The sequence below is a fragment of the Microcystis sp. M53602_WE12 genome (genome assembly GCF_030065455.1).
GTDB classification, from domain to species: Bacteria; Cyanobacteriota; Cyanobacteriia; order Cyanobacteriales; family Microcystaceae; genus Microcystis; species Microcystis aeruginosa.
Genome location: NZ_JASJFB010000393.1, coordinates 1 through 2,365, shown reverse-complemented (window position 1 = coordinate 2,365; position 2,365 = coordinate 1). Strand labels below are relative to the sequence as shown.

The following is a 2,365-nucleotide window of genomic DNA, read 5'->3' as shown; positions in this document are numbered from 1 at the left end:
AAGGCATTTAGCGATTTTTGTCAATTGTTTTTTATCTAGAGCGAACTAATCAATTAAGTCTCTTGCCAGATAAGGATTTAGTCGATTTATGCCCCCCTATCGAACCATACCAAGTAACGAAGAACCAGATAATGCCTATATTGCCAGTTTACCCGAATGGGGAAAATACGCTCGCACTCACGGCAACACCTATCAAGAAGCCATTGATAATGCCCAAGAAGTTTGAGAAGATTTGGTAGATATATATACTCAAGAAAATAAACCTTTGCCCTCGCCAAAACTATTACAAATAGCTGAGAAAATTACTAATGACTAACCTCCCAACTATTCTAGGACTAAAAGTAGGTTTTTCTCCCGGAGAAAATGATTTCAACAAAAACTTAACACAAATTCACTCAAAAACTATTGACTCGGCAAAAAAGAGGTAGTACGATGGAGAATCAAGAGCAATTAGGTCGGATTTACCATGATGAAAACCAAAAGAGAATCAAAAAAACATGAATTAGAACCCCTACAAAGTTTAGAATTACCCATTTTTTGACGACAGGAAATACCAAGATTACAGCTACCGTTAAACCTATTACAACAATCAAGAGAGGATAAATTATGATGACATTAGAACAAGCTCTTATGACAGTTAATGAACTACCTATTGAACAGAGAGAAATGTTAATAGAAATTGTCAAAAATCAAATGATAGAATCCTATCGAGACGAAATAGCCCGAAATGCTAAAGAAGCGAGGGAAGCTTTTCAAAGAGGAGAATTAAAACCGCAACCTTTAGAAGATATTATTGATGAATTAAAAACCCTATTAACAGAAGATGAATGAAAGAGATTATTGCAACACAGAAGTTTAAACGGTCATTTCGTAAATTTGTCAAGCGTAATGCTCAACTTGAACAAAAAATTATTGAAACATTAAAGCTAATGCAAGAAGATATTTTTACCCCTCAGTTAGCCACTCATTCATTACAAGGAAAATTATTAGGACTAAAAGCTTGTTCTTGTGGTTATGATTGTAGAATTATATTTTCTTTAGAAAGACCAGAAACTAATGATAAGGAGCAAAAAGAAGTAATCATTCTAATTGATATTGGTACTCATGATCGGGTTTATTAAACTTAATTTTTAACCTCATTTTTCACCTAACTTACTCTGATTCACTAATCATTAATAAAATGACTCAAATTCTCTCGATTCCAGGACTAAAAGAACTACAAAAACAAACCCAAGGCGCATCAGAAATAACCATCGCCATTCTCGATGGTGTAGTTGACACTAACCACTCCTGTTTTAACGGGGCAGACCTAACCCGTTTACCCACCCTCGTCCAGCATCAAGCCACCGCGGGGCAAATGTCCACTCACGGAACCCATATTGCCAGCCTCATCTTCGGACAACCCAACAGCGAAATCCCTGGCATTGCCCCCCAGTGTCGAGGCCTACTCGTACCCGTCTTCTCCGACGATAACCGCAAACTCTCCCAACTCGATTTAGCGAGGGCGATTGAACAAGCCGCCGAAAAAGGGGCAAAAGTGATTAATATTAGCGGCGGTGCCCTCACTGATATGGGAGAAGCCGAAGACTGGCTAATTCGCGCCGTCGAGATGTGTAACGAGAGAAATATTCTTATCGTTGCCGCTGCTGGCAATGATGGCTGTGAATGCCTGCAAGTTCCGGCAGCCCTTCCCGCCGTCCTAGCGGTGGGTGCTGTTGATGCTAGAGGGCATCCCCTCGACTTTAGTAATTGGGGGGAAACCTACCAAAGTCAAGGCATCCTTGCCCCTGGAGAAAACATCTTAGGGGCAAAACCAGGCGGCGGGACTGTGCAACTGAGTGGGACCAGCTTCGCCGCGCCCATTGTGGCCGGAGTAGCCGCCCTATTACTCAGCTTGCAGGTGCAGCGAGGAGAAACCCCCAATCCTCACGCAGTCCGGGAAGCGATACTAAAAAGCGCGCTCCCCTGCCAATATGCCGACAGCGAAAATGAACCAAAATGTTTAGCCGGAGTGTTGAACATTTCTGGGGCAATTCAACAACTAACAGGAGAAACCATGTCCGAATCTGTGGAAACCCAAGCAACAGTAGAAGCATCGGGCTGTGGCTGCGGTGGTACGCCCGAAACCCCTGAGGCTCAACGCCAAAATCTCGAACTGAGTGCCGCAACTAGCGAACCGGTAATCCCCGTCGCCCAAATTCCCAATCCTGTCACCACCTCTCAAGGAGTATCCATGCCCGAAACTACTAAGCTAAAACGCACTTAAACCACCTAAAATAGAAATAGTAACTTGAGAAAAATCCTACTTATGCCAGCCAAAGATTTCCTAGACTTAGAAGAAAAGAAAAACTTACAAAAAGCTCTT

The 2,365-nt window shown here is 42.4% G+C and carries 4 protein-coding genes; all 4 read left to right on the top strand.

The features are described from left to right. Positions 1-88: 88 nt before the first annotated feature. Positions 89-226, top strand: a complete 138-nt coding sequence (locus PX482_RS28095) for a type II toxin-antitoxin system HicB family antitoxin (RefSeq protein WP_502888558.1) — start codon at positions 89-91, stop codon at positions 224-226. 380 nt (positions 227-606) lie between these two features. Next, the gene (locus PX482_RS13350) at positions 607-831 is read left to right on the top strand and encodes a hypothetical protein (RefSeq protein WP_002762738.1); all 225 of its coding nucleotides are present in this window, start codon (positions 607-609) and stop codon (positions 829-831) included. Further along, positions 828-1,121, top strand: coding sequence for a type II toxin-antitoxin system RelE/ParE family toxin (locus PX482_RS13345; RefSeq protein WP_002762741.1), 294 nt, complete (start codon positions 828-830; stop codon positions 1,119-1,121). Before PX482_RS13350 ends, PX482_RS13345 begins: the two co-directional genes overlap by 4 nt. Before the next feature lie 59 nt (positions 1,122-1,180). After that, the gene (locus PX482_RS13340) at positions 1,181-2,266 is read left to right on the top strand and encodes a S8 family serine peptidase (RefSeq protein WP_288024166.1); all 1,086 of its coding nucleotides are present in this window, start codon (positions 1,181-1,183) and stop codon (positions 2,264-2,266) included. Positions 2,267-2,365 lie beyond the last annotated feature (99 nt).